Annotated in this window: 29 protein-coding genes; 24 read left to right on the forward strand and 5 right to left on the reverse strand. The window is 37.0% G+C overall.

Features of this window, described 5'->3' with window-relative positions; translation table 11 throughout:
* Nucleotides 1–2: 2 nt before the first annotated feature.
* The 21 genes from ACKWCD_RS07820 to ACKWCD_RS07920 all read left to right on the forward strand — a co-directional run bounded on the left by ACKWCD_RS07820 (nt 3) and on the right by ACKWCD_RS07920 (nt 16964).
* Entirely contained in the window at nt 3–473 is a 471-nt protein-coding gene (locus tag ACKWCD_RS07820; protein ID WP_413983382.1) for a bactofilin family protein, read from the forward strand.
* Nucleotides 474–625: 152 nt separating this feature from the next.
* The gene (locus tag ACKWCD_RS07825; protein WP_413983383.1) at nt 626–841 is read left to right on the forward strand and encodes an AtpZ/AtpI family protein; all 216 of its coding nucleotides are present in this window, start codon (nt 626–628) and stop codon (nt 839–841) included.
* A 1-nt stretch (nt 842) separates the two neighbouring features.
* On the forward strand, nt 843–1229 hold the full coding sequence (locus ACKWCD_RS07830; RefSeq protein WP_413983384.1) for a hypothetical protein: 387 nt from the start codon (nt 843–845) through the stop codon (nt 1227–1229).
* A 138-nt stretch (nt 1230–1367) separates the two neighbouring features.
* Nucleotides 1368–2480 carry a F0F1 ATP synthase subunit A gene (atpB, locus tag ACKWCD_RS07835; RefSeq protein WP_413983385.1) on the forward strand — a complete coding sequence of 371 codons (1113 nt, stop codon included), beginning with the start codon at nt 1368–1370 and terminating at the stop codon, nt 2478–2480.
* Nucleotides 2481–2554: 74 nt separating this feature from the next.
* Nucleotides 2555–2755 carry an ATP synthase F0 subunit C gene (gene atpE, locus ACKWCD_RS07840; RefSeq protein ID WP_413983386.1) on the forward strand — a complete coding sequence of 67 codons (201 nt, stop codon included), beginning with the start codon at nt 2555–2557 and terminating at the stop codon, nt 2753–2755.
* A gap of 77 nt (nt 2756–2832) precedes the next feature.
* A complete protein-coding gene (locus ACKWCD_RS07845) occupies nt 2833–3333 on the forward strand; it encodes a F0F1 ATP synthase subunit B (protein WP_413983387.1) in 501 nt (166 codons plus the stop codon).
* An 8-nt stretch (nt 3334–3341) separates the two neighbouring features.
* A complete protein-coding gene (gene atpH / locus ACKWCD_RS07850; RefSeq protein ID WP_413983388.1) occupies nt 3342–3881 on the forward strand; it encodes an ATP synthase F1 subunit delta in 540 nt (179 codons plus the stop codon).
* A 55-nt stretch (nt 3882–3936) separates the two neighbouring features.
* A complete protein-coding gene (gene atpA, locus ACKWCD_RS07855) occupies nt 3937–5517 on the forward strand; it encodes a F0F1 ATP synthase subunit alpha (RefSeq protein ID WP_413983389.1) in 1581 nt (526 codons plus the stop codon).
* Between the two features lie 82 nt (nt 5518–5599).
* Nucleotides 5600–6460 (forward strand): ATP synthase F1 subunit gamma, encoded by an 861-nt coding sequence (gene atpG, locus ACKWCD_RS07860; protein WP_413983390.1) that lies wholly within the window; start codon nt 5600–5602, stop codon nt 6458–6460.
* Between the two features lie 103 nt (nt 6461–6563).
* A complete protein-coding gene (locus ACKWCD_RS07865) occupies nt 6564–7817 on the forward strand; it encodes a TCR/Tet family MFS transporter (RefSeq protein WP_413983391.1) in 1254 nt (417 codons plus the stop codon).
* 124 nt (nt 7818–7941) lie between these two features.
* Nucleotides 7942–8781: an alpha/beta fold hydrolase gene (locus tag ACKWCD_RS07870; protein ID WP_413983392.1), complete on the forward strand. Its 840-nt coding sequence runs from the start codon at nt 7942–7944 to the stop codon at nt 8779–8781.
* 2 nt (nt 8782–8783) lie between these two features.
* Nucleotides 8784–9281, forward strand: a complete 498-nt coding sequence (locus ACKWCD_RS07875) for an RNA polymerase sigma factor (protein WP_413983393.1) — start codon at nt 8784–8786, stop codon at nt 9279–9281.
* Nucleotides 9268–9822, forward strand: a complete 555-nt coding sequence (locus tag ACKWCD_RS07880) for a hypothetical protein (RefSeq protein WP_413983394.1) — start codon at nt 9268–9270, stop codon at nt 9820–9822. Before ACKWCD_RS07875 ends, ACKWCD_RS07880 begins: the two co-directional genes overlap by 14 nt.
* A gap of 51 nt (nt 9823–9873) precedes the next feature.
* Nucleotides 9874–10374: a hypothetical protein gene (locus ACKWCD_RS07885; RefSeq protein ID WP_413983395.1), complete on the forward strand. Its 501-nt coding sequence runs from the start codon at nt 9874–9876 to the stop codon at nt 10372–10374.
* Nucleotides 10375–10437: 63 nt separating this feature from the next.
* Entirely contained in the window at nt 10438–11898 is a 1461-nt protein-coding gene (locus ACKWCD_RS07890; RefSeq protein ID WP_413983396.1) for a lipopolysaccharide biosynthesis protein, read from the forward strand.
* Complete coding sequence (gene dut / locus ACKWCD_RS07895; protein WP_413983397.1) at nt 11895–12329, forward strand: dUTP diphosphatase; 435 nt, start codon at nt 11895–11897, stop codon at nt 12327–12329. Before ACKWCD_RS07890 ends, dut begins: the two co-directional genes overlap by 4 nt.
* 88 nt (nt 12330–12417) lie before the next feature.
* A complete protein-coding gene (locus tag ACKWCD_RS07900; protein ID WP_413983398.1) occupies nt 12418–13434 on the forward strand; it encodes a sugar phosphate nucleotidyltransferase in 1017 nt (338 codons plus the stop codon).
* Nucleotides 13435–13467: 33 nt separating this feature from the next.
* Nucleotides 13468–14001, forward strand: a complete 534-nt coding sequence (locus tag ACKWCD_RS07905; protein WP_413983399.1) for a hypothetical protein — start codon at nt 13468–13470, stop codon at nt 13999–14001.
* Nucleotides 13994–14938, forward strand: coding sequence for a tetratricopeptide repeat protein (locus ACKWCD_RS07910; RefSeq protein WP_413983400.1), 945 nt, complete (start codon nt 13994–13996; stop codon nt 14936–14938). The genes ACKWCD_RS07905 and ACKWCD_RS07910 overlap by 8 nt, the downstream gene beginning before the upstream one ends.
* Nucleotides 14939–15742: a lipoprotein insertase outer membrane protein LolB1 gene (locus ACKWCD_RS07915; RefSeq protein ID WP_413983401.1), complete on the forward strand. Its 804-nt coding sequence runs from the start codon at nt 14939–14941 to the stop codon at nt 15740–15742.
* Between the two features lie 37 nt (nt 15743–15779).
* Nucleotides 15780–16964 (forward strand): murein hydrolase activator EnvC family protein, encoded by a 1185-nt coding sequence (locus tag ACKWCD_RS07920; protein ID WP_413983402.1) that lies wholly within the window; start codon nt 15780–15782, stop codon nt 16962–16964.
* 7 nt (nt 16965–16971) lie between these two features.
* Here ACKWCD_RS07920 and ACKWCD_RS07925 read toward each other — a convergent pair whose 3' ends face one another.
* Together ACKWCD_RS07925 and ACKWCD_RS07930 are read right to left on the reverse strand one after the other, a co-directional pair.
* Nucleotides 16972–17490 carry an acyl-CoA thioesterase gene (locus ACKWCD_RS07925; RefSeq protein WP_413983403.1) on the reverse strand — a complete coding sequence of 173 codons (519 nt, stop codon included), beginning with the start codon at nt 17488–17490 and terminating at the stop codon, nt 16972–16974.
* A gap of 59 nt (nt 17491–17549) precedes the next feature.
* Nucleotides 17550–18518 carry an HU domain-containing protein gene (locus tag ACKWCD_RS07930; RefSeq protein WP_413983404.1) on the reverse strand — a complete coding sequence of 323 codons (969 nt, stop codon included), beginning with the start codon at nt 18516–18518 and terminating at the stop codon, nt 17550–17552.
* A gap of 105 nt (nt 18519–18623) precedes the next feature.
* Between ACKWCD_RS07930 and dprA the strand changes: the two genes are divergently transcribed.
* Both dprA and ACKWCD_RS07940 read left to right on the forward strand, forming a co-directional pair.
* A complete protein-coding gene (gene dprA, locus ACKWCD_RS07935) occupies nt 18624–19727 on the forward strand; it encodes a DNA-processing protein DprA (protein WP_413984121.1) in 1104 nt (367 codons plus the stop codon).
* 221 nt (nt 19728–19948) lie between these two features.
* Nucleotides 19949–20707 carry an FKBP-type peptidyl-prolyl cis-trans isomerase gene (locus ACKWCD_RS07940; RefSeq protein ID WP_413983405.1) on the forward strand — a complete coding sequence of 253 codons (759 nt, stop codon included), beginning with the start codon at nt 19949–19951 and terminating at the stop codon, nt 20705–20707.
* A 4-nt stretch (nt 20708–20711) separates the two neighbouring features.
* Here ACKWCD_RS07940 and trpS read toward each other — a convergent pair whose 3' ends face one another.
* The gene (gene trpS, locus ACKWCD_RS07945) at nt 20712–21680 is read right to left on the reverse strand and encodes a tryptophan--tRNA ligase (protein WP_413983406.1); all 969 of its coding nucleotides are present in this window, start codon (nt 21678–21680) and stop codon (nt 20712–20714) included.
* A 65-nt stretch (nt 21681–21745) separates the two neighbouring features.
* Here trpS and ACKWCD_RS07950 point away from each other — a divergent pair, with 65 nt between their 5' ends.
* A complete protein-coding gene (locus ACKWCD_RS07950; protein WP_413984122.1) occupies nt 21746–22483 on the forward strand; it encodes a lysophospholipid acyltransferase family protein in 738 nt (245 codons plus the stop codon).
* A gap of 125 nt (nt 22484–22608) precedes the next feature.
* On the opposite strand, the gene ACKWCD_RS07955 is transcribed toward ACKWCD_RS07950, so the two are convergent.
* Together ACKWCD_RS07955 and ACKWCD_RS07960 are read right to left on the reverse strand one after the other, a co-directional pair.
* Nucleotides 22609–24162 (reverse strand): hypothetical protein, encoded by a 1554-nt coding sequence (locus ACKWCD_RS07955; protein WP_413983407.1) that lies wholly within the window; start codon nt 24160–24162, stop codon nt 22609–22611.
* Nucleotides 24163–24226: 64 nt separating this feature from the next.
* Nucleotides 24227–24793 carry an RNA polymerase sigma factor gene (locus ACKWCD_RS07960; RefSeq protein ID WP_413983408.1) on the reverse strand — a complete coding sequence of 189 codons (567 nt, stop codon included), beginning with the start codon at nt 24791–24793 and terminating at the stop codon, nt 24227–24229.
* Nucleotides 24794–24801: the final 8 nt, after the last annotated feature.

The following is a 24801-nucleotide window of genomic DNA, read 5'->3' on the forward strand; positions in this document are numbered from 1 at the left end:
CAATGTTTTCAGATAACAAAAAACCTAGAACTATGAACGAAATCGGCGGACAACCCAACAGAATTGAAAAGAATACTAAGATCAAAGGAGATATCGTTTCCGAAGCTGATTTTAGAATTGACGGAAAGTTAGATGGTAACGTAAAGACGTCAGGTAAAGTGGTCATCGGGAAAGATGGTTACATCCACGGGAAAGTAGAATGTGTAAACGCAGATATAGAAGGAAGCTTCAATGGAGAACTTTTAGTTTCTGACCTACTTTCATTAAAATCGTCTGCAGTTATTGAAGGAACAGTTTCTGTAACGAAGCTTGCGGTAGAACCGGGAGCAACTTTTAATGCTTCTTGTACTATGAAAGGCAAAGGTGGCGCTTCTATGAGTAGTAGTTCATCTTCAAGTTCCAATACTTCTAATTCAGGAGGATTTAAATCTTCTCTAGGAAGTAACGTAAATGGACCAGCAAAAGCTTCCTAAGAAAAGTATTATTTTTTGTTTCTGAAATCAGGATGGTTTTTACTGATCCTGTAAAATTTACAATTACAATATTTTATCAATTGCCAGACTATACTAGTGTGGCAATTTTTATTTTAGGTAATTTTGCCAGCCAGTAATAACAAGATGTAAAAATGTCAAAACCCAAAAATCAAGCAAAATATTGGTTAAGTCTAACAGGCATAGCTGTGCAAATGGGGGTAATTATATATTTAGGATCTTGGTTAGGAGGCTGGTTAGATGAGAAATACCAAAAAGACAACAATATGTTTACTATAATTTTGACCCTCTGTGCCGTAGTTGTCTCTATGTATCTTGTAATTAAACAAACGAAAAGATTAAATCCCTGATTTGGACAAGAAAATAATTTCCTTCGCTCTTCAATTATTTGGTGTATTGGTGTTTTTAGTGCTGCTACACATGGCATTTTTTTATGCCCGCGGTATTGCAATCCCCTTTGATTTAATTGCTCTAGGCTATTTGGCAAACTTCGCCATGGCTTTTGTCATCTACTATGTGATGGTAGAATTAGCAAAAAAGCAAAACAAGAATTTAGGATTTGTATTTCTCTTTGGGAGTACTTTAAAATTCGCGGTTTACTTTCTTATTTTCAATCCACTTTTCATGCAAGACAATAGTCTTTCTAAGCTAGAATTCTTCACCTTTTTTGTTCCATATATTACTTGCTTGATTGTGGAGACTTTAGCCCTCGTTAAGCTGCTCAAAGACATCGATTAAAAGCTTGTTTTTACAGGATGTCGAATGCTAAAAAATAAAAAGTAAAATGCTTTTTTCTTTTTGGGATATTACCGTACATTTGCAGCGATTTTTAGGGAACCAAAAAACGGAGTTCTAAGACCGATATTTTTGAGCGATATGCAAAAAACATTTTTGACCAAATTTTTATTCGTTGTAGCACTTTTTTTAAGTGTGGGTGCTTTTGCAAATGTAGAGGACAGTAAAAGTGAAGGGGAAGAAAAGGATTTCAAGACTGAGATCAGTGAATATATAATTCATCACTTAAAAGATTCGCATGATTTTTCCTTATTTTCTATTGAACAAGAAGATGGGTCAAAAAAGCATATTGGTTTCCCACTTCCAGTTATTCTTTGGGATGATGGACTAAAAGTATTCTCTTCTTCTAAATTTCATCATGGAGAAACAGTTGCTGAGGTAGATGGGAATCACTACAAACTATATCACAGTAAAATATACAAAACTGATGCTGCTGGAACCATTAACTACAATGAGAAGCACCATGCAACAAACGCAAAACCTTTAGATTTTTCAATCACCAAAGGTGTGGTAATGATTTTCATCACCGGACTTTTAATGTTCTTATTGTTTAGAGGTTTAGCAAAATCTTACGCTAAGAATGGAAGCATTCCCAAGGGAATTGGGCGTTTCTTTGAACCTATTGTACTTTATATAAGAGATGATATTGCGATTTCAAATATTGGTGAAAAGCATTATAAGAAATACATGCCATTTTTATTGACCGTATTCTTCTTTATATGGTTTTTAAATATGTTTGGATTGACTCCATTAGGAGTAAACGTTACAGGTAATATTGCAGTTACCGCTGCCTTGGCCATTATTACTTTTCTATTGACAAACTTAACAGGAACTAAAGATTACTGGAAGCACTTGTTTGATCCATTAGGAGATTCAATGCCTTGGTACGGTAAGTTACCTTTATATGTTATCTTAATTCCAATTGAAATACTAGGAATTTTCATTAAGCCTTTTTCCTTATTGATCCGTTTGTATGCAAACATGCAGGCAGGTCACATTGTTGTGATGAGTTTGATTGGCTTGATGTTTATTTTCAAAAGCTGGATTGGTAGCCCACTGTCTTTCGGATTGGCATTTGCCATTTCATTGATTGAAATTTTAGTAGCGCTTTTACAGGCGTATATATTTACCATGCTTTCTGCTTTGTATTTTGGTTTTGCTTCAGAAGAGCACGATCATGCTGAAGCACATTAAATAATGGTTTTATTTTCATTCCCAAGAAGGTGGGAATCTAAGAGTGAATGTTTAATTTTTAATACATATATATTATGACAATTCCAAGAATTGTAGGTGCAGGATTAATTGTAATCGGTGTTGGTGTTGGTATCGGAAAGATCGGTGGCCAAGCTATGGAAGCGATTGCTCGTCAGCCTGAAGCTTACGGAAAGATTCAAACAGCGATGCTTATTGCAGCGGCGCTTATTGAAGGTATTGGCTTTGCTGCGTTGTTCGCAACATCAGAAGCTTAAAACCAAGAACAAACGGTTGTAACGGTTGGTTATGACCGTTTGTTACTATTAAAATTAAACGATTATAACATAGTATTATGGAACAGTTAATAGAAGATTTTTCGTTCGGATTGTTTGTTTGGCAATCTTTATTGTTTATCTGCCTAGTATTGTTGCTTCGCAAATTTGCATGGAAACCAATCCTTGATTCTGTTGGTGAAAGAGAAGAAGGTATCAAAAATGCTTTAGCAGCTGCAGAAGATGCCAAAAAAGAAATGCAGAATGTTACTGCCGATAGCGAGAAGTTATTGAAAGAAGCGAGAGCAGAACGAGAAGCGATGTTGAAAGAAGCTCGTGAGATCAAAGATAAATTGATTGCAGATTCTAAAGAGCAGGCAAAAGTAGAAGGTGATAAAATGATAAAGCAAGCACAAGCTGCTATCGATAGTGAAAAGAAAGCTGCTGTTGCTGATATCAAAAGTCAAGTGGCAAATCTTTCTGTTGATATTGCCGAAAAAGTAATCAAAGAACAACTTTCTGATAAGAGCAAGCAATTGAAATTGGTTGACGATTTATTAGGAGATATCAAATTGAACTAAGAAAACCCATGAGCGATTCTAGAGCAGCCTTACGTTACGCAAAAGCTATTCTTGACCTTGCCGTTGAGAACAAAGCTACAGATGCCTTGGAAAAGGATATGCAGAATGTTGTCGGCACCATTTCCGGGAGTGCTGAACTTCGTGAGATGTTGGCTAGTCCCGTTGTAAAAGGTAGCGCAAAGAAAGAAGCTTTATTGTCTGTTTTCAAAGGTAGCCATTCAATTACTGAAGGAACTATCTCGATGTTGGTATCCAACAAGAGAGTTTCAATGCTTAATGAAGTTGCTTCTAAATATCTTATCCTCAATGAAAAATTGAAAGGTAAAGATATTGCTCACGTTACCACCGCAGTCCCTTTAACGGCCGACTTGGAAAAGAAGATTTTGGCTAAAGTTGCTGAGATGACTGGTAATAAAGTATCCATAGAAAATAAAATTGACGAAAGTATTATCGGTGGTTTTGTTTTACGTGTTGGCGATTTACAATATGACGCCAGTATCGCGAATAAGTTAAGTAGTTTAAAAAGAGAATTTACAAGTAGTCTATAACATATAAGACATGCGACTTCTAAAGTCTAACGTCTAACATCTAACGTCTATAAAAATGGCAGGAGTAAAAGCCGCTGAAGTATCAGCAATTTTAAAGAAACAATTATCAGAATTCGAAGCATCGGCTTCTTTAGATGAGGTAGGAACAGTATTGCAAGTGGGTGATGGTATCGCACGTGTATACGGACTATCAAATGCTGAATACGGGGAATTGGTTGAGTTCGATGGCGGACTGAAAGGTATCGTTTTGAACTTGGAAGAAGATAACGTTGGTGTCGTACTATTGAGTCCATCACGTGATGTGAAAGAAGGTTCAGTTGTAAAACGTACACAAACCATTGCTTCTATTAATGTTGGGGAAGGAATTACTGGTCGTGTAGTAAACACTTTAGGCTTGCCTATCGATGGTAAAGGTCCTATTTCAGGTGAGACTTACGAAATGCCATTGGAGCGCAAGGCCCCCGGGGTAATCTTTCGTGAGCCAGTTACAGAGCCATTGCAGACTGGTATTAAGGCGATTGATGCTATGATTCCTGTTGGTAGAGGACAAAGGGAACTTGTTATTGGTGACCGTCAAACTGGTAAGACTACAGTTTGTATCGATACAATTTTGAATCAAAAAGAATTTTACGATGCAGGTGAGCCTGTATATTGTATCTATGTAGCTATCGGACAAAAAGCTTCTACTGTTGCAGGTATTGCCCAGACCTTAGAAGATAAAGGTGCTCTGGCTTATACAACTATTGTTGCGGCAAACGCATCGGATCCTGCACCAATGCAGGTATACGCTCCGATGGCAGGTGCTGCGATTGGTGAGTACTTCCGTGATACAGGTCGTCCAGCTTTGATTATCTATGATGATTTGTCAAAACAAGCGGTTGCCTATCGTGAGGTATCTCTATTATTAAGAAGGCCTCCGGGACGTGAAGCATATCCTGGTGATGTTTTCTACCTACACTCTCGTTTATTAGAGCGTTCTGCAAAAGTTATCAATGATGATGCGATTGCAAAAGACATGAATGATTTACCTGATTCATTAAAACCAATGGTAAAAGGTGGTGGTTCTTTAACTGCACTTCCTATCATTGAAACTCAGGCTGGTGACGTTTCAGCATATATTCCAACAAACGTAATTTCAATTACTGACGGTCAGATATTCTTGGAGCAAGATTTATTCAACCAAGGGGTTCGTCCCGCGATTAACGTAGGTATTTCGGTATCTCGTGTGGGTGGTAACGCTCAGATTAAATCGATGAAGAAAGTAGCAGGTACTTTGAAACTGGATCAAGCACAGTTCCGTGAGTTGGAGGCCTTTGCAAAGTTTGGTTCTGATTTAGATGCTGCAACCTTAAACGTAATTGAAAAAGGACGTCGTAACGTTGAAATCTTAAAGCAAGCACAGAACGATCCTTTTACAGTAGAAGATCAAGTAGCGATTATCTATGCAGGTTCCAAAAACTTGTTAAGAGATGTTCCTGTAAACAAGGTAAAAGAATTTGAAACTGATTTTATCGAGTTCTTAAATGCGAAGCACAGAGATGTTTTAGATACTTTAAAATCTGGGAAACTTACGGATGAAGTAATTGATACTTTAACAACAGTTGCCAAAGATTTATCAGGAAAGTATAGAGCTTAAAAAATAGTACTAAGTACCGAGTAATAAGTACAAAGCGTTGATAACTTAATACTTTGTACTCCTTACTAAATACTAAAAAGAAATGGCGAATCTTAAGGAGATTAGAAATAGAATATCATCAGTATCATCAACGATGCAGATTACCAGTGCCATGAAAATGGTATCTGCTGCGAAGTTGAAGAAAGCTCAAGATGCTATTACTGCTATGCGCCCTTATGCCGATAAGCTTACGGAGCTTTTACAGAGTTTAAGTGCAAGTTTAGATGGTGATTCTGGAAGCAAGTTTTCGGACAATCGAGAGGTGAATAAAGTATTGGTTGTTGCCGTTACCTCTAACAGGGGTCTTGCGGGAGCTTTCAATTCGAATATTCTAAAACAGTGCACTATCTTATTAGATGAAACCTATGCCGGAAAGCAGGTTGATTTTGTAGCTATTGGAAAGAAAGCAAATGATTTTTTAAGTAAGAAATCTACAGTTCTAGCAAATCACAGTGATTTGTATGAAGATTTAACTTTTGATAATGTGGCTGTTATTGCAGAAGATTTGATGGAGAAGTTCACTTCAGGGGAGTATGACAGAATAGATATCGTTTACAACAAGTTCAAGAACGCCGCGACTCAGATTATAATGACAGAGCAGTTCTTGCCTATCGTTCCAATTGAAGGAGTTGAAGGATCAAGTGGTGATTATATCTTCGAACCATCGAAAATAGAAATCGTTGAGCAATTGATTCCAAAGTCTTTAAAGACACAATTGTATAAAGGTATTCGTGATTCATTTGCTAGTGAGCACGGAGCGCGTATGACCGCTATGCATAAGGCAACCGATAACGCCACGGAATTAAGAGACCAATTGAAATTGACGTACAACAAAGCAAGACAAGCTGCTATTACCAATGAAATCTTAGAGATTGTTGGTGGTGCGGAAGCATTGAATAACTAACGTCTTTGAGAGGAAAGCGAAGCAATTTGTTTTTTAGAACTTGAAAAAATAAAACCTCACAGCAATGTGGGGTTTCTTTTTTTATCCGATTTTTGTCTTCTCGATGAAATCCAACAAAACCGCCTTACTTTTTATATTTATTACCATTCTGGTTGATGTAATCGGCATCGGTATAATTATTCCTATCATTCCTGATTTAATAATGGAATTAACGGGAGAAGGCACAGCCCAAGCTGTAATTTACGGTATGTGGTTGACTACCGCTTTCGCGGGAATGCAATTCTTGTTTTCACCAGTACTGGGGGAGATTTCAGACAAATATGGAAGAAGACCAATTCTTCTAATTGCGCTGCTAGGATTAAGTATTGATTACCTTATTCATGCTTGGGCGCCTACTATTACCTTCTTATTTATAGGAAGATTTCTCGCAGGAATAACTGGAGCAAGTTTCACAGTAGCATCCGCCTATATCGCAGATATCAGTACTCCCGAAGAGAAAGCGAAAAACTTCGGACTAATCGGAGCCGCTTTCGGATTAGGGTTTATTATAGGTCCAGGAATTGGTGGTTTTTTCGGGGAAATTGATATTCGACTCCCGTTTTATATAGCAGCAGGATTGACTTTTGCCAACTTTATTTTTGGGTATTTCTTCGTTCCCGAATCCCTGACTCCTGAGAATAGAAGACCTATCAATCCTTTGAAAATGATTCCAGGGGTATCATTAGTAAGTCTGAGAAACTACAAAGGAGTTCTATTACTAATCTTTGCATTCTTTCTGGCGAATTTAGCGGGACAAGCATTACCGTCTGTATGGTCTTATTACGGCATTGAAAGATATGATTGGAGTCCAAAGGAAATAGGTATTTCTTTGATGGCCGTGGGGGTATTGGTCGCCATTGCACAAGGGTTTTTGGTGGGCATTGTGGTGAAAAAGATTGGAAAGAAAAGAACTATTATTAGTGGATTCCTGTTATGGACCATCGGTATGTTTCTCTTCTCACAAGCCTCAGAACCTTGGATGCTGTATGCGTTCTTGATTCCATATGCTTTTGGAGGAGTCGCCGGGCCAACCATTCAAGGGGTAATCTCAAATCAAGTCTCAGAAAAAGAGCAAGGAAACCTACAAGGCGCGATAACAGGTTTGGTAAGTGTAACGGCCATTCTTGGGCAGCTAACATTTGCGCCCGTTTTCTACTATTTTATTCGCCCAGAATCTGAAATATACTTCCCAGGGGCACCTTATGTTCTTGCAGCGCTGTTGCTTTTTGTAGCACTCCTATTTGCCGTCTTAGCCATGAAAAGAATGGATTTGAAAGAAGATGAAACAATAGTTCTAGAAAGCACAATTCCCGAATAACCATTTTTATTCTTGATTTTAAAGAATACTGAACTTCACACTAATTGTGAAGATTTTTGTTTTTAAGATGTAACATTTTTTAGAAAGCGTATCTAAAGGGAAAATCATCTTAAAAAATCACATCATGAAAGCTTTAAAAAGTATCTTAATTATTTCGTTTTTTCTATCTGTATTTGGTCTGAATGCACAAACTCCTTTTGAAGTAACCGTAAAAGGTGAAGGGCAACCTGTTTTGCTTTTCCCTGGCTTTACCTGTACTGGGGAAGTATGGGAAGACACCGTCACAGAACTTTCCAAGAATTACGAATGCCATATTTTTACTTTTGCTGGTTTTGGAGGTGTCACACCCATAGAAAAACCATGGCTTCCGAAAATCAAGGAGGGAATAGTCAAGTACGTCCAAGAAAAGAAACTAGAAAACACAATCATTATTGGGCATAGCTTAGGTGGAGCCTTAGGCTTATGGTTGGCGACAGCTGAAAACCACCCCTATTCCAAATTGATTATTGTTGACTCACTACCTTCCACGGGAGCATTGATGATGCCTAATTTTAAAAGTGAAAATATGGTGTATGACAATCCATGGAACAAGCAAATGTTAGAAATGGACGCCGAAGCCTTTGAAAAAATGGCGTCGCAAATGGCATCGGGTATGACCTTAAACACCGAAAAGCACCAACAACTGAAAGACTGGATTATACAATCTGACCGCGAAACCTATGTCTATGGATATACTGATTTATTGAAGTTGGATCTAAGGGAAGATATCGCTCAAATAACAATACCAGTAACCATTTTAGGGGCAACCCATCCTTATGGATTGGAAACAGCAAAAAAGACCTATGAGGAGCAATACAAGAGTTTGGAAAAATATAAGATAGAGTTTGCAGAGGGTTCGGCACATTTTATCATGTACGACCAACCAGAGTGGTTTTTGGACCAGATTACAAGAGAGTTAGAGTAAGTATGAATGAAGAGCAATCCCAGTTTGAGAAGATATATCAAACCAATTATCAAAGGGTAATTCGGGTTTGTATGGGATATGTCAATGGTGATGAGGCTTCAGCAAAAGATTTGACTCAAGAAGTCTTTATCAAGGTTTGGGAAAATTTAGAATCTTTCCGAAAAGAAGCAAGTATTGCCACTTGGATATATCGGATAACGGTAAATACATGTTTGCTTCAACTTCGAAAGAAAAAGTATCTAAAGGGAGAGGAAGTATTTGAGAAGCTAGTGGAATCCCCAGAGGATTCTCAACCGACAAAAGAAAACCAATTAAAGAGGATGTATCAATGCATAAACAAACTCCCAAAAGATAGTCGGGGAATTATACTTCTCGATTTAGAAGGATTACCCCAAAAAGAGATTGCCGAAATAATGGGATTATCGCATGAGGCAGTTCGCGTACGAATACATCGCATAAAAACTAGTTTAACAAAATGTGTACAAAATGACAGCATTTGAAGATTTAAAATCACAGTGGGAAAATCAAGGTAAATCAGAAATTCCCAAAGATGGAGCAAAACAGATTCTGAAGAAAATCACATCGGTCCGTAAGAAACAAGGTATTACCAATGCTGTTCTTACTGTAACCGGCCTAGTTCTTGTCGCCTTTTTCTTTTACGTTTCTGCGTATAAATTTCAGCCGGTAATGATTGGACTATTATTGATGATAGGTGCACTGGTTTTACGAATAGGATTGGAATTTTCAAGCATTCGAACCCTGAAAAATTTGAATGTTTCGACAACTGCAGAAAAGTTTAAAAAACAGATGATTCGCTACTATACGAAAAGAAGAAAGGTACATTTCATACTCACTCCTATTATAATTCTAGTGTATTGTATTGGGTTTTTGATGCTGCTTCCAGCATTCAAGGAAAGTCTCTCTTCTGGATTTTATAATTACATAGTAGTTTCTTCAGTCGTTGTGCTTGTTGTGCTTTGTTTTTTTATTGCTAGGGAAATAAGGAGGGAGTTAGCCATTTTAAGTGAATTGAAAGGCTAACAACTACATTTCATTTTTAAACGTATCTATAGCACACAAATAGATATGATTATGAAAAATGCCTTCTACTTACTACTGATTTGTGGTCTTGTGTTTGCAGGGTGTTCCTCTCAAAAAAAATTAGAAACAACCGCACCTTTTAATCTAGGTGAGGTTTATGCCCAAAAATGGTTGATTGAGGATAATCTGAAAGATTCAGGTTACGAAGTCATTATTCCAATAATGAGTCTTGATGAAAATGAAGCGGTCTTACAAAACCTTTATCATAAAGGTAAGATGGTAGATCTTTCGATGGAACTTCGTGATGGAGGGATAATTGCTTTAGCAGAATATACCAAAGAAGATTTACTTAAAAAAGCGATTCTTGTGCCAGAGAATTTTAAAAAACGAAGTAAAAAGAACTCTAAAAAGAGGGAACTTTTCCCTTTTGAGCTTCAAGAGACCGAAGCTGTTTTGAGCTACCTTCAAAACGATAAAGTCAAATATGTGAAGCTGTCTGGTATTCGACAAAATCCTACAGTGGTTTATCCCTCATTAAAAGCCAGAAAGTAAACTTTCTAGAAAGACTTCAGAGATTGTTCTGAATTGTCTAATTTTGGAACTTAATCTTCACTATTGAATCCGCTTAAAAAACTTTTTAAACAAACGGCCATTTACGGTTTGGCTACGGTTTTACCGCGGATGATTTCTTTTTTCCTGGTCAGAGTTCATACGGATGCGATGCCTCCTGAAATTTATGGAGAACTTGCTGTAATCTTTGCATATTTTGCAATGTTCAATGTAGTTCTGGCTTACGGTATGGAAACTGCTTTTTTCAGATTCTACAGCAAATCTGATGACAAAGAAAAGGTAATTTCTACGTCATTGATTTCTATTTTGATTTCCACTTTTTTGTTTATGGGTTTGTCCTTGCTATTTCAAGACGGCATGTCATCTTTGTTAAACATTGAACTTAAATACTTTAAATACATCATTTTCATTCTTGCTCTCGACGCATTGGTCATTGTACCGTTTGCCTGGCTTAGGGCAAACGAACGTCCAATGCGATATGCAATAATTAAAATATTGAATGTTGTTATTAACTTCGGACTTAACATATTCTTTTTGATTATTCTACCAGGTATTGTCGAGAATAATTCCAATAGTATTTTTAGTTGGATGTATAAATCCGATTTTCAAATCTCCTACATCATTATCGCCAATCTTATTGCTAGTAGTGTTACGCTTTTATTAATGCTAAAACCTTATGTAAGCAGTTCTTATAGCTTTGACAAAGAGCTATGGAATCGAATGATGAAATATGCAATTCCAGTTTTAATAGCTGGTGTAGCTTTTTCAATTAATGAAGTTTTTAATAGGATAATGCTTATGGATTTGTTGCCAGAGGCTATTGCTTCCGAGCAAGTTGGCATGTATAATGCATGTATAAAGCTTGCGTTATTTATGACCTTATTTTCAACAGCTTTTAGAATGGGAATTGAACCCTTTTTCTTTAATCATGCGGGAACTGAAAACCCGCAAAAAGCCTATGCCCAAATTACTAATTACTTTGTTGTACTGGGCAGTGTTATTTTACTTGCAGTGGTAGTTTTTGCTGATATTCTCAAAATTTTATTTGTCAAGAACCCAGCGTACTGGGAAGCAATGACCGTTGTGCCAATTATATTATTGGCGAGTTTCTTTTTAGGAATTTACCATAACTTATCCGTATGGTATAAGGTTACTGATAAAACACGTTATGGAGCATTAATTTCAGTAATTGGAGCGGCAATAACAATAGTTGTAAATTATATTTTCATTCCGCATATAGGATATATGGCTTCTGCCATAGCTACTGTTATGGCCTATGGTAGCATGATGGTTATTTCTTACTATTTAGGTAAATCAAGATACCCCGTTCCCTATAATTTTAGAAAGATTCTTTTTTACCTAGGAATTTCAATCCTTTTTTCAGCCATAGCATTTTACGGATTTGGAAGAAGTCTTTATGCAGGAATTCCTTTACTCCTAATTTTCTTAGGAATTGTTTACAAACTTGAAAATGATAAACTCAGACAAATATTTTTAAAGAAATGACCATAAAAATCATCAACAAATCGGTTCATCAATTACCAAACTATGAAACCATTGCATCTGCAGGAATGGATTTAAGAGCCAATCTTTCAGACTCAGTCACATTAGCACCTTTGGAACGAACAATCATAAAAACAGGACTCTTCATAGAGCTTCCTTTGGGCTTTGAAGCCCAGGTTCGACCAAGAAGTGGTCTTGCTGCAAAAAAGGGTATAACAGTCCTTAATGCACCAGGTACAGTTGATGCTGATTATCGCGGTGAAATAGGAGTGATTTTGGTCAACCTTTCTAATGAAGCATTCACCATTGAGAATGGTGAGCGAGTTGCTCAACTTGTTATCGCCAAGCACGAACGCGCAGAGTGGATTGAAGTTGAAGAGCTTTCTTCAACAGACCGCGGAGCTGGTGGTTTCGGTTCAACCGGAGTAAAATAAAAGAGACACAATAAAATAATGCCTCGATGTAGCAATTGACCAACAAATTGACCGTTACATTAGTACAATAACAAACTGAAATTTCAATATGAAGATTATAGTTCCCATGGCGGGCCGAGGTTCGCGACTTAGACCACATTCATTGACAGTTCCAAAACCTTTAATCCCAGTTGCTGGTAAGCCTATTGTTCACCGTTTGGTGAGTGATATAGCTAAGGTTTTGGGAGAGCCAATTGATGAGGTGGCCTTTGTCTTGGGTGATCCTGCTTTTTTCGGAGATGATGTTGTTGTGAGCCTGAAAGAATTGGCTGAAGGTTTAGGAGCAAAAGCATCCATATACCGTCAAGACCAACCTTTGGGTACAGGTCATGCCATTATGTGCGCTAAAGATTCTCTTGAAGGTCCAGCAGTAATTGCCTACGCCGACACTTTGATTAGAGCTGACTTCGATTTAGATAAGTCAGCAGATAGTGTGATTTGGGTAAAACAAGTGGACCAGCCAGAAGCCTACGGAGTAGTTAAACTAAACGACAATCAAGAGATTGTAGAATTGGTTGAAAAACCGGAACAGTTTGTTTCTGATTTAGCTGTAATCGGCATTTATTATTTCAAAGATGTAGGTCAGTTGAAAGACGAATTACAATTAGTACTAGATAATAATATAATCAATGGAGGCGAATATCAAATTAATGATGGCATCAAACAGATGATGGCGAAAGGGAAGAAATTTGTTCCAGGAAAAGTTGATGAATGGATGGACTGCGGAAACAAAGCCGTAACCCTAGAAACCAATATGCGAATGTTAGGTTTCCTTGAAAAGGATGGCGAGACTTTGATTTCGAATTCCGTTCAGCTGGATAACGCAAACATCATTGAACCCTGTTTTATTGGTGAAAATGTAATCTTAAAAGACTCCACAGTCGGACCTTATGTTTCTATAGGAAATAAAACAACCATTGTAAATTCAACGATTAAGAACAGTTTGATACAAACACAAACTAAAATATCAAATGCCAATTTAGACAATGCTATGATAGGAAATCATGTAGTATTTGATGGTAACTTTGAGGCGATAAGTATCGGAGATTATTCGGTTTTGGAATAGTTGTTGCAAGGTTTTCTTATCTAAATAAAGAAGATGAGAAAGCACGTTTCACGTTATAGTATTTTTATCATACTTGTTAGTACGACAATTAACGCACAGCGACTTCATGAACTAACTCCCTACTCTTTTTATCAGGAATGGTCGTTAGTTTCAATAAATTCTCGTGAAAACCTAAGAGTATACAAGCCAAAGAATAATTCGAACTTATCAACATCGAATAATTCAAGTTCTGTTTTGAAGTTTAAAAGACGAAACCGGGTTTTTTATTCCTTAAACTCTGGGTCTAGTAGAAAAAAGAGACCTGTAAATTGGTCAAACGTTCCAAAGAAAAAATCGGTAATAAATAGGTGCGGCACACCATTCATAGGGAAGAAAAGTAAAGAATATAATCAAATTACAAAACAAAAAGGTGTTTGGAGAGTTTACCTCAAAAATGACGATAAATTCTTGGTTTTAAAACATTTAGTGGCGGGGAATAATACAGGTTTCAAGTTAGAGAGAAAAGAGTTGTTTCAAATAGTATCTTTGAAAAAGGATGAATTGATACTAAGAAAAGTAAATGGTTAGACGGAAAATTATTAGAATTGTTTTTACTGCTCTAATGGGACAGGTGCTTTTAATTGCCCAAGAAAAAGACTCAGAAATCAACATTGAAGAAAGCGCTGAGGTCTTCCTTGAAGAATACTCAGATGATTTTGAAGAAGCTTTTTTTGAAGCGCTAAAGCAAAAGGGAATCGAGAACTACGATAGGGCAATCAATTTGTTTTTAGAATGTAAAAGGTTAGATGACAAGAACATTGTGATCGACCATGAATTGGCGAAGGCTTATTTTCTAAATAAGAATTACAACTTAGCACGTGATTACGGAGTTGCCGCACTTATTTCAGAACCTGAAAATTCGTGGTATTTGAACACTTTGGTCGAAGCCCTAGAAAAACAAGGGAGTTCCATTGAAGATTTGGATATGGGCATCTTTTCCGACAATTTAAAATTACAACAGAATCTAGCATTAATTTATTACAAAAAAGAGAAGTATGAGGATGCTTTGGCAGTTTTGAAAAATCTCAAAAAAACCACTTTTTTAGATGATTTAACGTCAAAAATTAACGATTCTATTGAAAAAAGAAACAAAATCAGTCAAAAAACTACTTTTTCGGCAACCGTGAATAATACATCAGAGAGCACCTCTTCACTGAATGGATACAAAGGTCGAATTCAGAGTTTGATAAGAACAAATAATCATATGATTCTGAAGCAAGTTGCAGCAGATGCAGCGGAAAACTTTCCTTCACAACCCTATTTTTACTATGCTCAGGGCTACGCTTTTAATAAAACAGGAAAACACCGAGATGCGATAGAAGTATTGGAAGCTTCTCTAGATTATTTGGTAGGAGATATTTCCCTAGCTAACAAAATCTATTCAGAACTAGGAGAAGCGTATAACGGAATTAACAATTCGGTTAAGGCAAATATGTATCTTCGTAAGGTAAAACCCGGATTTTAAATGATACAGACTATTTTTAGGCATATTCCAAAACGATTCAGCATTTGTATTTTGGTCATGTTTGTTGTTTCCTGTAAGTCCAAAAAGGTCTTAACTGGTGGTGAGGCCAACGCAAATCTTTCGGCGAAGGCTATTATCAAGACTCATTACCAAAATGAAATCGATTTCAAAACTTTGAGGGGGATAATGAAGATTGATTATTCTGACGGAGAATCTTCTCAGGGGTTTGGAGCTAATCTGAGAATAGAAAAAGACAAAGCTATATGGATTAGTAGTAGACCCTTACCTCTGGTCAAAGCTTATATTACTCCTGATAGAGTTTCTTTTTATAACAAATTAGAAAATGAATATTTCGATGGTGATTTTTCATATTTGAGTAATCTACTAGGAACAGAACTAGATTTTCAGAAAGTTCAAAATCTACTTTTAGGACAAGCACTATTAGATTTGAAAGAAGAGAAGTACGACTTAGAAATAGCCAACAAAAACTACCAATTGAAACCTAAAAAGGCTGCCGAACTTTTCAAAATATTATTCCAAATTGAACCAAAAAATTTCAAAATTGCAACACAACAGTTATCCCAACCCCTAAAAAAAAGACTTCTTGAGATAAATTATCTGAACTATCAGCAGGTAAGTCAATACGTGCTTCCGAATTCTATTTTTATTACAGCTATTGACAAAGAAGTAAAGAATACCATTGCAATAGAATATCGCAATATAGAGTTCAATAATCCGATGAATTTTCCCTATAAAATTCCGAAAGGATATAAAGAAATAGTTTTGACAAAGAATGATATTTAGGAAGCTACACATCCTTTCATTTTTACTCTTTCTGGGGATGCTCATCCCTCAAAATAATTTTGCCCAAACAAATGAACAACGAGCATTAGAAGCAAAAAGAGAAAAACTTCAAACTGAAATTAGAGATATTAATCGTTTGCTTTTTGCTGAAAAGAAGGAGCGAGGCACTGTTCTAGACCAACTGGAAGCTTTGGACAAGAAGATTAATGTACGTCAACAATTGATTAGAGTTACCAATCAGCAGTCAAACCTTCTGAACCGTCAAATCAATGCCAACATTAAGAAGATTAGTAAGCTACGTGAAGATTTAAAAATCTTGAAGGACGATTATGGCCTAATGATTCAAAAATCGTATCAAAATAAATCACAACAAAGTCGATTGATGTTTTTGCTGTCTTCGGAGAACTTTTTTCAGGGATTTAAACGGCTACGGTATATAAAACAGTATACTGATTATCGCAGAGAGCAGGGAGAAGAAATTGTAACTAAGACAGATGATCTCGCTCGCCTTAACAAAGATTTGAATGAAGAGCGGAAGGTAAAAGAGATCTTAATTTCACAAAATCGGAAAGCTAAAAACCAACTTTTCAAAGAGATTCAGTCCCAAAAAGAACTTCTGGCTTCTATACGTCAGAACGAGAGTAAATATGCGGCAAGTATTGAAAAGAAACAAAAAGAGGCAAGGAAAATTGATAAGCAGATCGAAAAGTTGATTCGTGAAGCCATAGCGGCATCAAATAAAAAATCAGGAAGCAAGGTATCGAACTCAAGTAAATTTGACTTAACGCCGGAAGCTACGCTAGTCGCGAATAACTTTACAGCGAATAAGGGGAAGTTAATTTGGCCGGTTGAAAAAGGAATTAAAAGTCAAGGGTTTGGAGAATACCGCGATCCTGTTTATCCGGGTATTAAACATGAGAGCAATGGGGTTATTATTGCAACAGACGAAGGAGCTATTGCAAGATCTATTTTTGAAGGAGAGGTAATTGCTATTCTTGCCGTTCCTGGAGGAAAAAAAGGGGTGACTATAAAGCATGGTAATTTTATAAGTACCTATTATAACCTCTCTGAAGTTTATGTAAGAAAGGGCGATATGGTTCCTATGAAAACAGAACTAGGAAAAATTTATACCAATCGGGTCAATGGCCAAACGCGTCTTAAATTCTACCTTTATGAAGATACTTCTAAGTTAAATCCTGAGGAATGGTTGTATCAATTGTAACTTAAATCTACTGTTCTCCCATAAACAAAGCCCTTAGTTCGGTTGCATCCGTCGGCTTCATTTTGCCTGCTAAAACCAAGCTCAATTGTTTTCTTCGAAGTGCCGCTTCAAAGCGTTCTTTTTCCAACTCCGTTTCGGGTTCCAGCTGAGGTACTTGTGTAGGCCGTCCAGTCTCATCTAGGGCTACAAAGGTGTAAATACCTTCGTTGGCCTTGGAACGCTTTCCACTAAAACGATCTTCAATCCAAACATCAATAAAAACTTCCATGGATGTTGAAAATGCCCTTGAAACAGAGGCTTCAACTGTTACAACACTTCCAAGAGGCACGGCCTGTGTGAAGGCAACATGATTTACTGAAGCGGTAACCGTTAACCGATTACTATGTCTTCCAGCAGCAATACTTGCAGCTCTATCCATTCGAGCCAGCAATTCACCTCCAAAAAGATTTTTTAAGATGTTCGTCTCGCCGGGGAGTACGATATCAGTTAAGATTGCAAGTGAATCTTTTGGCTTTTTTGCCTCCATATCTGAAATTTTGAGTAAAGGTAAGGTGTAATACTAATGTGAAAAAAGGGAGCAGCTTTTTATTTAGTAGATAATAGCCAAGCATCTTTACTTTGCGTGCGTTTTATCGCTTTTAAAGCATTTAGAGCCTCATCGACATCTGTATAGCTATCATAGTTGACCATGTGCAAACCGTGTCTGTTTGTACCTATATAAGTAGCATTGTAACCACGTCTTTTTAATTGACGTATTTTTTTTTCTGCATTGGAACGAAAACGAAAAGCACCAGCAATGACATGATGTGTACGAACGTTTTTCTTTTTATCTGCCTTAGGTTTTACAGTCAACACATCTAATGAAATAGAAGGCAGTTCTAAAGGTTCAACATCGAAAAATGTAGCTTCCTGAATGTGCTTGGTAACCTGCTCTTGTGCTTCTTCGGATGCTAGTTGCTGATTTCCAAGATTGTCGTTAATAAAACGATAGCCTGTTAATCCAAGGGAAATAGCTAACAAACCGACAGCAGCATATTTTAAATAAGGTCGGAATGATCTTGTTTTTCTTTGCTCAGGAGTAAAAACAAAAGGAATTTTTTCTTCAATAGTTTCAACCTCTTCTTTTAATACTTCTCGTGTCACTGGAACCGAGACAAAAGAAGACAAACCAAAGGAAGATGTAAGGTAATTGATATTATAATGGGGTTGAAATTGAATTTTCCCAGCTTGGTTCAATGATAACTCTCCAATATTTTCTAGTCGTAACTTCTCACCTTTTTGCAAACGCTTTTTCCACTCAGCCGTCATGTCTGCAACTTTTTTCAGCATGTCTTCGTAACTGACTTTTTCAGCATCAGCCATATAAGAAACCAACAACCCGTCGTTTGTGACTACTTGCTCGTTAAAAGAAACCACCTTGGTTGGGGGATAGAAAGCATTTGTACTACTGTGAATAACAGCAGATTTCATTTGCGTTAAGAAAGCTCCAAAATTTGGAACCATTACGCAATTGTATCTATATAGCAGTTCTGAGATGTAGTGTTCTAATACCATCTGCCGCAAATATTACAAAAAATATAGAGCTTCAAAACCTCTTTCATAACTTTTTATTAACATTATAATTTCCGTATTTTGTGAATAACTATGGGCGATTCACAAATAGCTAAAGATGAATTAATTGCAATTCTTCGCTTGCAAAGTATTCCGAATATCGGTGATGTAATCGCTAAAAAGATAATTGGTCACTGTAGTAGTCCAGCTGCAGTTTTTGACGATAAGCTGTCAAACCTCCTCAAAATTGACGGAATAGGTACGCATACTTTGAAAGGACTTCATGACCAAACTCATCTCGAGAATGCTGAGGAAGAATACAAATTCATACAATCGAAGAACATTGGCTACTCTTACTTTATGAACCCTGATTACCCAGCTTATTTAAGACATTGTATAGATAGCCCTATTCTCTTATTTAAAAGAGGAAATATTGATTTGGCAGGAAGAAAGATCATAAGTGTAGTTGGCACCCGTAATATTACGAGCTACGGCACTGCTTTTTGCGAAAATTTTATTGAAGAGATTGCACCTTTAAACCCTATTATTGTTAGTGGTTTTGCTTACGGAGTTGATATTTGTGTGCAAAGAGCCGCTGCGAAGCATAACCTTCAGACTATAGGATGTTTGGCACACGGGTTGAACCAGATTTACCCGAAAGTACACGCAAAGTATACTCCTGATATTGAACAAAATGGAGGTTTTGTAACGGACTTCTGGAGTACAAGTAATCCTGAAAGGGAAAATTTTCTAAAACGGAATCGAATTATAGCGGGAATGTCTGAAGCCACCATAGTAATAGAATCAGCAGAGAAAGGTGGAAGCTTAGTCACAGCGGATATAGCACATAGTTATAATCGCGATGTTTTTGCTGTTCCTGGTAGATCAAATGATAAATACAGCTTGGGTTGTAATAATTTGATTAAAAGACAGAAAGCCCAAATGATTACTTCAGCTGCTGATTTGGTATATCTCTTGGGATGGAGCATTGAAGAAAAGGAAACCAAAACGGTACAAAAACAGCTTTTCGTAGAATTAGATGTCACTGAAAAGTCTATTTATTCCTATTTGCAAAAAGATGGAAAGCAATTATTAGATAGTATTGCTTTGGAGTGTAAACTTCCTATTTTCAAAACCTCTTCTACCCTTCTGAATATGGAAATGAAGGGCGTTATTCGCCCATTGCCTGGAAAATTGTTTGAGGCAATTTAGACTATCCAGTTTGTTCGATTTATAAATATTTGTTCAGTTTAGATATTGTCGCGCTTTATCGATGAAATGCCTCTTATGGACTTCTTTTACGAAAACTAGAGTTGAGTTTCATTTTGAAAAACCGACTGACTGGTCTTTTACCTAATTATTGGCAAAACTGGTTTTAAAAAATGTCAATTTCTATAATTTAGCTACTTTCGCAGCAAATAATTCCATTATAAATGAAGAAATCTATTGTAGTTATAGCGGCATTCCTGATTGGGTTTGCAAGTTTTGGTCAGAAAAAGAAAGACTTGATTAAAGAGGTGGCAAGGTTAAAAGCCGAAGCAACCGAAATACAGGCTAGGTTGGCCGAAATGGAGAAAGCGAAGGAATTGAATCTTGAAGATAGCCTCCAAAATTTCAGTTATGCTTTCGGAGTGAGTGTGGGTAACAACCTTAAAACGGTTGGTTTTGATTCACTGTCTTACAATGCTTTTGCAATAGCCTTGGAAGATGTTATGAAGGGCAGAGAAAAAATGGGCTTAGAAGAGTGTCAATCTGAGGTGCAAAACACGATACAGTTGATTCAGGAGAAAGAAGCAAAAAAGCAAAGTGCAGAAGGGGAGCTTTTTCTGAAGGAAAATGGCAAAAGACCTGAAGTAATAACAACGGAGAGCGGTTTGCAGTACGAAGTATTAACGAAAGGAGACGGCGCCATACCCAATGTAAAAGATAAAGTTAAGGTACATTATACTGGAATGCTGATTAACGGGAAGGTTTTTGATAGTTCGGTAGAAAGAGGAGAACCAAATGTATTTGGCGTAACCCAAGTAATTAAAGGTTGGCAAGAAGCTTTACAGCTTATGCCTGTCGGGTCAAAATGGAAAGTATTTATTCCGCAAGATATTGCTTATGGTCAAAGAGGCGCTGGCGGCGGAATGATTCCACCTTACGCGGCTTTAATTTTCGAAATGGAACTTCTTGCGATAGAGAAATAATTGGTTAGTAGCCTACCTTGGACCGTACTCTGGCTAAAACTTCATTAGCGGTTTTTGATGCTTTTTCGGCACCTAGGGCAAGCGCATCGTCTATCTCATTCAGATTATTCATATAATAATCGAACTTTTCACGAGCTTCGCCAAAACGCTCTATGATTACTTCATAAAGGGCCTGTTTGGCATGTCCGTAACCGAAGTTTCCAGCCAGGTAATTAGAGCGCATTTCTTTAATCTGAGTCTCCGAGGCTAATATTTTATAAAGAGCAAAAGTATTGTCCGTTTCGGGATCTTTAGGATCTTCCATCGGAGTGCTATCTGAAACGATGCCCATAATTTGTTTTCGAAGCTTTTTATCAGGCTGAAATAAGTTAATCAAGTTGCCTTTACTCTTACTCATTTTCTCACCATCAGTTCCAGGCACGTACATGGTTTCTTCCTGTACTTTGGCTTCCGGTAAAACGAAAGTTTCTCCCAATTGGGCATGAAAACGAGAGGCAACATCACGTGTCATTTCTAAATGCTGCAATTGATCTTTCCCAACGGGAACAATATGGGCGTCATACAAGAGAATATCCGCAGCCATAAGCATGGGGTAAGTAAATAGCCCCGCATTCACATCTTCCAAACGATCAGCTTTGTCTTTAAAGGAATGGGCAAGTGTCAAACGTTGATATGGGAAAAAGCAGCTGAGATACCAAGATAATTCGGTTACTTGAGGCACATCGCTTTGACGATAAAAAACAGTCTTTTCAATATCTAAGCCAAAAGCCAACCAGGTTGCAGCTGTGGCATAGGTATTATTTCGAAGTTCTTCACCATTTTTAATTTGGGTAAGTGAATGCATATCTGCAATAAAGAGATAAGATTCATTCTTAGGGTCTTGCGCCATTTGTATAGCAGGCATTATTGCCCCTAAAATATTCCCCAAATGTGGAACTCCTGTACTTTGTATTCCCGTTAAAATTCTAGCCATTGGTTTCGATGTGAAAGATGACAAAGGTAAAACAAATACCAAAAAATGGCGTTACTTTTGAGATCATGATTACCATTCTTAAAAACATTGGGCACATAGCGTACCGTATTTGGTTTTACATTTTGGTCGCAGTACCCATTTTTTTGTTTTTTCCATTCCTATTGGTTACAACACTTTCGGAAAAATGGTACCCTCAGTTTTTTTGGTTGGCAAGAAACTTATGGGCTACGCCTATTTTATATGGAATGGGATGTCCTCCGAAAATAATACGAGAACAAAAACTAGAGAAGGGCAAGAGCTATATGTTAGTGGCCAACCACACCAGTATGCTCGATATTATGTTAATGTTGCGCATTAGTAAAAACCCTTTTGTATTTGTTGGGAAGAAAGAATTAGCAAAAATTCCCGTCTTCGGATTTTTCTTTAAAAGAGTTTGTATCATGGTTGATCGCGAAAATACGAGAAGCCGAACAGGAGTTTATAGAAGAGCTCAGCGAAGATTAAACCAGGGTTTGAGTATTTGTATTTTTCCAGAAGGAGGTGTACCTGAGGAGAATGTAGTTTTAGATAGTTTTAAGGATGGCGCTTTCAAAATGGCGATTGCACATAATATCCCAGTGGTTCCAATGACATTTTACGATAGTAAAAAGCGTTTTTCTTTTACATTTTTGAGTGGATCCCCCGGAAAGTTAAGGGCGAAAGTGCATACTTTTTTCAAAACAGGACTTTTAGCTGAAGAAGACAAATCAACACTCCGGGAAGAAGTAAGGGAAGTTATTCTAAATGAATTGACTAAAAAATAAAACGCCTTACAAATTTTGCAAGGCGCTCTACACCCATTTTAATAAATGGATAACCAACCAACTTCATTATCCTGAAACTGCCCGCTGGCAGGCAGTTTATTTCAGATATATTTTTTAAGCTGCTATCAAAACTTAAAACTCAGACCACTATAAACCCCTACAGAAAAAGGATTAAATGTTCCATCAGTTACGGAGAAAGTATTGAGCTGATATTTAAAAATAGGTTCTATATTCAATTGTACTTTTGGCGTGAATTTGTAATTCACGCCAAAGCCTACATTCGTACTAAAATTCACTGAATTAATATTGTTTGCCTCACCTACGTCTGTCGTTAACTCACCCGACGAAAGAGAAATAGAGTTGTCAACTAAGAATAAAGAACTAATACCACCTATTAAATTGATTCCAAATCTTTTATCAACTAAGGCATAATTCAGTTCAACAGGTACTTCTAAATATCCAAACTGCTGAGCCATTACGCCATCGCGTGCAGGGCTTTCTGCAGAAACGTCTTCAGAGCTAGAATCTAAAAATGAGTTTTGATTTGATGCTTCAACTGGCGAACTTGCCTTGCTTGTTACGACTAAACTCTTTGAGGTAATCGTATAATCAATATTATCGATTTGGTCACTTGTTGCATTTTCCAATGAAGAAGAAAATTCTATATCGTTAGTTCGATAACCATAGTCAACCTTGTGTACACCAGACCTAATCTTAAGCTTTTTATTTACTTCGTAGGCTATAGAAAGACCATAACTAAGATTTACATCACCTGATTTTCCGTTTGGTACAAAGATAGAATGTACTGGTGACCCTTCGCCCATCGCATTAAAATAAACAGGTGCAATGCTCGGCCCGGCTGACCATCTGCTTCCTGAATTCTCAGCAACGACTTCCTCTTGTTCCTGTTCAGCAATTTCATCGAAAAGAGATTTCTTTTTTGCCGCTTCTTCTAACTCTCTGATGTTATTATTCTCCTCATTTTGAGCAATACCTTCTTTTGATTGAGTATTTATTTCATTAGAAAAAGGCTTTTCTTGGGAATCTATTTTAATTTCTTGCGCAGGAGTTTCTTTAAATTTTGAATCGAGTAATTCTGATTCTACAACGGCTGTTTCTTGAATAGTAGGAGCAAATTCTTTTTTAGAGTTTTTGGCATCTCTCTTATCAATTGATCTCTGAGTTTCTCCAGCGGCAATTTTGATTGCTGTTGAATTTTGAGAATAAATAGTCTCTTTTTGAGATTGCTTCTTAATCGAATTGGATTTCAAATCTTTTTTTGAATCAGCGTTTGCATTTGCAATTTGCTCAATTGAGCTATCATTTTCTTCACTTGAAGTATTATCCTTTTGAGTATCTACAATCTGGCCTTGACTAGAATTCTGATTTTTAATCTGTTGATCTGTTTTCTTTTCTTTGGATGTTTTTTTTACTTCATTATTCACATCGGTAATAATCGGAGAGTTTACAGAATTGTCCTCAAAGGGATTCCATAGAAATAGGCCCAAGACGAGCATTGCGGCAATACCGCCCAATTTCCACCAAATCGGGATGATTTTGCGTGATTTTTTCTTTTTGTCTAGCGATGCTTCAATCGACTGCCAGACTTTCTCATCGGGAACTTCCGAAAAGTCTTTTAGTTTCTCTTGAAACAGTTTGTCTAAATTCTTTTTACCCATTTTATAAGGTTTTTATTTTGATGTATGTCCTGAATTTAGATCAGGAACGGATTTTTTTCATCGATTAAACCAAATCTTGCATAGAAAATATGATCAGACCAATGATGGCTTTCGTTTGTTCATCTTCGATTTTTCCCTTTAAAATCATTCTAGCTCTTGCTAGGTTTGATTTTGATGTTCCGGCAGATGTTCCTAGCTTTTCGCTGATTTCTTTATGAGAATATCCATCTAAAACATACATATTAAAGGTTAGTCGATACTTGTTCGGCAATTCCTGAATGTACCGCAGTAAGGTCTGAAGATTGATATCTGCAAACCCTGAATCAACTTCAATTTCTTCCTCGGTATTTTCAGATACTACATTCAAATGCTCTTCTTTTCTGTACTTCTGTAATACGGTATTTACGGTAATACGTTTCATCCATCCTTCAAAAGACCCTTTGCCACTATATTGACCTATTTTGTCAAAAATGGTCATAAAGCTATCATGCAGATTGTCTTCTGCCTCAGTTTTATTGCGCGAGTACTTCAGGCTAATTCCAAACAATATAGAAGCGTACTTTCTATAAAGTTGAGCTTGTGCCTTCCGGTCTCCCTGCTTACAATCTTCAATGAGTTTTTCCAGACTCAAAATGTTGG

The organism is Maribacter taeanensis (assembly GCF_047345145.1).
In the GTDB taxonomy this organism is placed as follows: domain Bacteria; phylum Bacteroidota; class Bacteroidia; order Flavobacteriales; family Flavobacteriaceae; genus Maribacter_C.

Excerpts from the sequence above, each read along its gene's own strand:
- ACKWCD_RS07905 (WP_413983399.1), top strand. The coding sequence starts at position 13,468 with ATGAGAAAGCACGTTTCACGTTATAGTATTTTTATCATACTTGTTAGT.
- ACKWCD_RS07900 (WP_413983398.1), top strand. The coding sequence starts at position 12,418 with ATGAAGATTATAGTTCCCATGGCGGGCCGAGGTTCGCGACTTAGACCA.
- atpG (WP_413983390.1), top strand. The coding sequence starts at position 5,600 with ATGGCGAATCTTAAGGAGATTAGAAATAGAATATCATCAGTATCATCA.
- dut (WP_413983397.1), top strand. The coding sequence starts at position 11,895 with ATGACCATAAAAATCATCAACAAATCGGTTCATCAATTACCAAACTAT.
- atpB (WP_413983385.1), top strand. The coding sequence starts at position 1,368 with ATGCAAAAAACATTTTTGACCAAATTTTTATTCGTTGTAGCACTTTTT.
- ACKWCD_RS07845 (WP_413983387.1), top strand. The coding sequence starts at position 2,833 with ATGGAACAGTTAATAGAAGATTTTTCGTTCGGATTGTTTGTTTGGCAA.
- trpS (WP_413983406.1), bottom strand. The coding sequence starts at position 21,680 with ATGGCTAGAATTTTAACGGGAATACAAAGTACAGGAGTTCCACATTTG.
- ACKWCD_RS07940 (WP_413983405.1), top strand. The coding sequence starts at position 19,949 with ATGAAGAAATCTATTGTAGTTATAGCGGCATTCCTGATTGGGTTTGCA.
- ACKWCD_RS07950 (WP_413984122.1), top strand. The coding sequence starts at position 21,746 with ATGATTACCATTCTTAAAAACATTGGGCACATAGCGTACCGTATTTGG.
- atpA (WP_413983389.1), top strand. The coding sequence starts at position 3,937 with ATGGCAGGAGTAAAAGCCGCTGAAGTATCAGCAATTTTAAAGAAACAA.
- ACKWCD_RS07865 (WP_413983391.1), top strand. The coding sequence starts at position 6,564 with ATGAAATCCAACAAAACCGCCTTACTTTTTATATTTATTACCATTCTG.
- ACKWCD_RS07875 (WP_413983393.1), top strand. The coding sequence starts at position 8,784 with ATGAATGAAGAGCAATCCCAGTTTGAGAAGATATATCAAACCAATTAT.
- ACKWCD_RS07820 (WP_413983382.1), top strand. The coding sequence starts at position 3 with ATGTTTTCAGATAACAAAAAACCTAGAACTATGAACGAAATCGGCGGA.
- ACKWCD_RS07825 (WP_413983383.1), top strand. The coding sequence starts at position 626 with ATGTCAAAACCCAAAAATCAAGCAAAATATTGGTTAAGTCTAACAGGC.
- ACKWCD_RS07955 (WP_413983407.1), bottom strand. The coding sequence starts at position 24,162 with ATGGGTAAAAAGAATTTAGACAAACTGTTTCAAGAGAAACTAAAAGAC.
- ACKWCD_RS07920 (WP_413983402.1), top strand. The coding sequence starts at position 15,780 with ATGCTCATCCCTCAAAATAATTTTGCCCAAACAAATGAACAACGAGCA.
- ACKWCD_RS07930 (WP_413983404.1), bottom strand. The coding sequence starts at position 18,518 with ATGGTATTAGAACACTACATCTCAGAACTGCTATATAGATACAATTGC.
- ACKWCD_RS07925 (WP_413983403.1), bottom strand. The coding sequence starts at position 17,490 with ATGGAGGCAAAAAAGCCAAAAGATTCACTTGCAATCTTAACTGATATC.
- ACKWCD_RS07915 (WP_413983401.1), top strand. The coding sequence starts at position 14,939 with ATGATACAGACTATTTTTAGGCATATTCCAAAACGATTCAGCATTTGT.
- atpE (WP_413983386.1), top strand. The coding sequence starts at position 2,555 with ATGACAATTCCAAGAATTGTAGGTGCAGGATTAATTGTAATCGGTGTT.
- ACKWCD_RS07870 (WP_413983392.1), top strand. The coding sequence starts at position 7,942 with ATGAAAGCTTTAAAAAGTATCTTAATTATTTCGTTTTTTCTATCTGTA.
- ACKWCD_RS07880 (WP_413983394.1), top strand. The coding sequence starts at position 9,268 with ATGACAGCATTTGAAGATTTAAAATCACAGTGGGAAAATCAAGGTAAA.
- atpH (WP_413983388.1), top strand. The coding sequence starts at position 3,342 with ATGAGCGATTCTAGAGCAGCCTTACGTTACGCAAAAGCTATTCTTGAC.
- ACKWCD_RS07910 (WP_413983400.1), top strand. The coding sequence starts at position 13,994 with ATGGTTAGACGGAAAATTATTAGAATTGTTTTTACTGCTCTAATGGGA.
- ACKWCD_RS07885 (WP_413983395.1), top strand. The coding sequence starts at position 9,874 with ATGAAAAATGCCTTCTACTTACTACTGATTTGTGGTCTTGTGTTTGCA.